Origin of the sequence: Streptomyces katrae, from assembly GCF_000966975.1 — a bacterium.
In the GTDB taxonomy this organism is placed as follows: domain Bacteria; phylum Actinomycetota; class Actinomycetes; order Streptomycetales; family Streptomycetaceae; genus Streptomyces; species Streptomyces katrae.
Genome location: NZ_JZWV01000252.1, coordinates 1 through 3,770 on the forward strand (window position 1 = coordinate 1; position 3,770 = coordinate 3,770).

Here is a 3,770-nt window from a genome sequence, read left to right on the forward strand (position 1 = left end):
CCCCCACCCCCCACCGGGCCGGGTACACCCAGGTCGAGCTCACCGCTCCCGACGCCGGGTACGAGTTCGACCTGAAGGCCGGCAAGGTGGTGCCCGCCGAGACGGCCACCTGGTTCCTCGCGCGGGACGCCCAGTCCTTCGTGCCCTCCGAGGAGTCCGACTCCTTCGTGTCCGACGGCGAGGCGCTCACGGTGCCCGGCTGCCTCCACGGCATCGAGACCAAGCCCGTCACCTCCCTGCCCTTCAGCGCCCTGGCGGGGGAGCGGCCGTTCTGCGTCCGCAGCCCCGACCGGCGCGACCTGGCCGTCGTGCGGCTGCGCCGGGCGGCCGCCGCCGGACCCGTCACGATCGTCGTGGACCAGTACCACCTCGGCTGAGCCGGAGGCGCCCACGCGGAAGGCATTCCTCCAATCCTCCTCGATGTATTGACTGAATTTTCAGTTAGCGCGAGGATGCCCATCGATCCCCGCCCCTTCCTCTTCAGGGAGCCCCCCATGGAATCGCCCACCACCTCCCGTCGCCGGCTGCTCCAGCTCGGCGCGGCGGCCCTGCCGCTGGCGGCCCTCGGCCCGGTCCTCCCCTCCGTCCCCGCGCGTGCCGCCGGCGCCCCGGCCGGGCTGACCATGCCCGCCGAGACCGACGCGCACGTCCGCACGTACATGGCCTGGCCCGCTCTCTCCCGGGTGTGGGGCAGCGGCGGGCTGGCGGACGTGCGCGCGGACATCGCGGGCGTGGCGTACGAGATATCCCGCTTCGAGCCGGTCGTGGTGCTGGCCCGCCCCGGCCAGGCCGCCGACGCCCGCTACCAGTGCGGCCGCGGCGCCCGCCACGCCATCGACGTCATCGAGATACCGGTCGACGACCTGTGGATCCGCGATTTCGGCCCCACCTTCCTGGCGGGGCCGGGAGCCGTCGCCGGCGTGGACACCAACTTCAACGGCTGGGGCAAGGCGGGCACCCGGTACGCCCAGCCCTACGCCAACGACGCCGCGGCCGCCGGCATCCTCCTCGGCGAGTACGCCGTGAACCGCGTCCGGGCGGGCTTCACCGGAGAGGGCGGCTCGCTGGAGACGGACGGCGAGGGGACCCTGCTGGCCACCGTCAGCTCGCTGGTGAACCCCAACCGGAACCCGGGTATGACGCAACAGCAGGTGGAGCAGGAGCTGAAGACTGCGCTCGGCATCGAGAAGGTCATCTGGGCGCCGGGCCTGGCGGGCGCGGACATCACCGACTGCCACATCGACTGCCTGGCCCGCTTCACGGCCCCGGGCAAGGTCATCCTCGACAGGCCCGGACCCGACACGGACCCCAAGTGGGTCGCGGTCTACGAGGAGACCAAGAAGGTCCTGCGGGACGCCACCGACGCCCGGGGCCGCCGTCTGGCCGTCACCGAGCTGCCCGGCCCGGACCGCACCAAGATCACCGGCAGGGGGACGGAATTCCTGTCCAGCTACACCAACTACTACACCCCGAACGGCGCGGTCATCGCCCCCCGGTTCGGCGACGCCGCCGCGGACGCCGCGGCCCGCTCCATCCTGCAGGCCGCCTATCCCGGCCGGGAGGTGGTCCAGATCGTCATCGACGGCATCGCGAGCGGTGGCGGCGGCATCCACTGCGCCACCCAGTCGCACCCGGCCGTCCCGCCGGCGGTCTGATGGACGCCGAGCCCCGGCGGGTCCCCCGGTCCGGGGACGGGCCGCGTGCGCCCGCCGCCGAACGCCCCGGTAAGGTGCGGGTCATGGCGTCTCGCAGCACTCAGATCCTCGAAGCGGCCGCCCGGGTCATCGCCCGGCGCGGGGTCCGCGGGCTGCGCGTGGAGGAACTCGCGGCCGAGGCCGGGGTGTCCACCGCCCTGATCTACTACCACTTCAAGGACCGTACCGGGGTCCTGCGCCAGACCCTCGAGTTCATCAACGACCGCGCCGAGCGCTACACCACCGACCGCGACCCGGACGCCCCTCCGCTCACCCCCCGGGAGGAGCTGGACGAGACGCTGCTGCTGGAGCTCCAGGACACCGTGGAGGTCCGGGAGAACAGCTCGGCCTGGGGTGAACTGCGGGCCAGTGCCGTCTTCGACGAGGTGCTGCGCGAGGACCTCGCCCGGGCCACCCTGGTCTGGGTCCAGGAGGTCGCCGCGCTGCTGGGGCAGGTCCAGCCGATGGCGACCGCCTCCTCGCTCGCCGAGGCCGCCGAACGCCTCACCGCCCTGCTGGAGGGGCTGAGCATGCGCTGGCTCAGCGGCGGCATCCGGATCGACCATGCGCGCGAGCTGATGCGCGGGGCCATCGAAGCCGAGCTGGCCGGACTCCAGCGGTACTGAGGCGTTCCGCCTCGCCCTGGGCCGGGGCCTTTCCTTGTCGCAACTCTTGACTGAATTTTCAGTCAGTGCCACAGTTCCTCGCGTCGCCCGGAGTCGTCCCCAGGGCCGGCGCAATCCAAAAGGAATGATCATGAACGTTTCCCCTACGCGGTGGTCCCCGTGCCGCTGACCCCCACCGAACGCGACCGGCTCCTGCTGTTCGGCGCCGCCGAGCTGGCCCGGGCCCGCCGGGCGCGGGGCCTGCGGCTCAACGTCCCCGAGGCCACGGCGCTGATCGCGGACACGGTGTGCGAAGCCGCCCGCGACGGGGTCCGCCTCGCCGAGGCCCTCCAACGCGGCCGTTCCGTCCTCGGCCCCGACGACGTACTGCCCGGCGTGGTGGACATCGTCACCGAGGTCATGGTCGAGGCCGTCTTCGAGGACGGCACCCGGCTCGCCGCGGTGGGCGACCCCTTCGGGGCGCGGCCCCGCGACGACGAGGCCCCCGGCGCCGTGCTGCCGGGCGCCGACACCGTCGACGAGCCGGAGCCCGCGCTCACCCTGGCCGTGCGCAACACCGCCGCCGTGCCGGTGAGCGTCACCTCCCACTTCCACTTCTTCGAGGCGAACCCCCGCCTCGACTTCGACCGCGCCGCCGCCTACGGAATGCGGCTGGCGGTAGCGGCCGGCTCCTCCACCCGCTTCGACTCCGGCGCCGTCGTCGAGGTGGGCCTGGTCCCGATCGGCGGCGCGCGGATCGCGATCGGTTTCGCCGGACTGGTCGACGGCCCCCTGGACGCCCCCGGCGCCAAGGCGGAGGCCCTGCGCCGGGCCGTGGCCTGCGGCTACCTCGGAGCGGTGGCTCCGGAAGGGAGCGCGGCATGAGCAGACCCTCCCGCCACAGCGACCACTGCGCTCCCGGCAGCCGGCACATCGACCCTTACGAGTACGCCACGGTGCACGGCCCCCGCGCCGGGGACCGGGTCCGGCTCGGCGACTCGGGGCTCGTCGTCCGGGTGGAGTCGGACGCGCAGAAGCCCGGTGACGAGTTCCTGGCCGGCTTCGGCAAGACGGCCCGCGACGGCCTGCACCTGAAGGCCGCCGCCGTCCGCGGGACCTGTGACGTGGTGATCAGCAACGTCCTGGTCATCGATGCCGTCCTCGGCATCAGGAAGGTGTCGATCGGCATCCGCGAGGGCCGTATCCACGCCATCGGCCGGGCCGGCAACCCGGACACCCTCGAAGGGGTGGACGTGGTGGTGGGCACCGGGACGACGATGATCTCGGGTGAGGGCCTGATCGCCACGGCGGGGGCGGTCGACACCCATGTCCACCTGCTCTCGCCGCGGATCATGGAGGCCTCGCTCGCCAGTGGTGTCACCACGGTCATCGGCCAGGAGATCGGACCCGCCTGGGGCGTGGGCGTGAACTCGCCCTGGGCGCTCAAGCACGGGTTCAACGCCTTCGACGC

4 protein-coding genes and 1 pseudogene are annotated in these 3,770 nt (G+C 73.1%); all 5 read left to right on the top strand.

Annotated features, from left to right (window positions below):
- Nucleotides 1–377: hypothetical protein (locus VR44_RS11135; RefSeq protein WP_045947274.1), on the top strand; the 377-nt coding region annotated here is incomplete at its 5' end.
- 117 nt (nucleotides 378–494) lie between these two features.
- Complete coding sequence (locus VR44_RS11140) at nucleotides 495–1,655, top strand: agmatine deiminase family protein (RefSeq protein ID WP_045947275.1); 1,161 nt, start codon at nucleotides 495–497, stop codon at nucleotides 1,653–1,655.
- An 83-nt stretch (nucleotides 1,656–1,738) separates the two neighbouring features.
- Nucleotides 1,739–2,320 (top strand): TetR/AcrR family transcriptional regulator, encoded by a 582-nt coding sequence (locus tag VR44_RS11145; protein WP_045947276.1) that lies wholly within the window; start codon nucleotides 1,739–1,741, stop codon nucleotides 2,318–2,320.
- Nucleotides 2,321–2,479: 159 nt separating this feature from the next.
- Nucleotides 2,480–3,184 (top strand): urease subunit gamma, encoded by a 705-nt coding sequence (gene ureA, locus VR44_RS11150; RefSeq protein WP_045947278.1) that lies wholly within the window; start codon nucleotides 2,480–2,482, stop codon nucleotides 3,182–3,184.
- Nucleotides 3,181–3,770 (top strand): annotated as a pseudogene (locus VR44_RS11155) (urease subunit alpha); the annotation flags it as partial. The gene ureA and the pseudogene VR44_RS11155, both read left to right, overlap by 4 nt.

Excerpts from the sequence above, each read along its gene's own strand:
- VR44_RS11140 (WP_045947275.1), top strand. The coding sequence starts at position 495 with ATGGAATCGCCCACCACCTCCCGTCGCCGGCTGCTCCAGCTCGGCGCG.
- VR44_RS11145 (WP_045947276.1), top strand. The coding sequence starts at position 1,739 with ATGGCGTCTCGCAGCACTCAGATCCTCGAAGCGGCCGCCCGGGTCATC.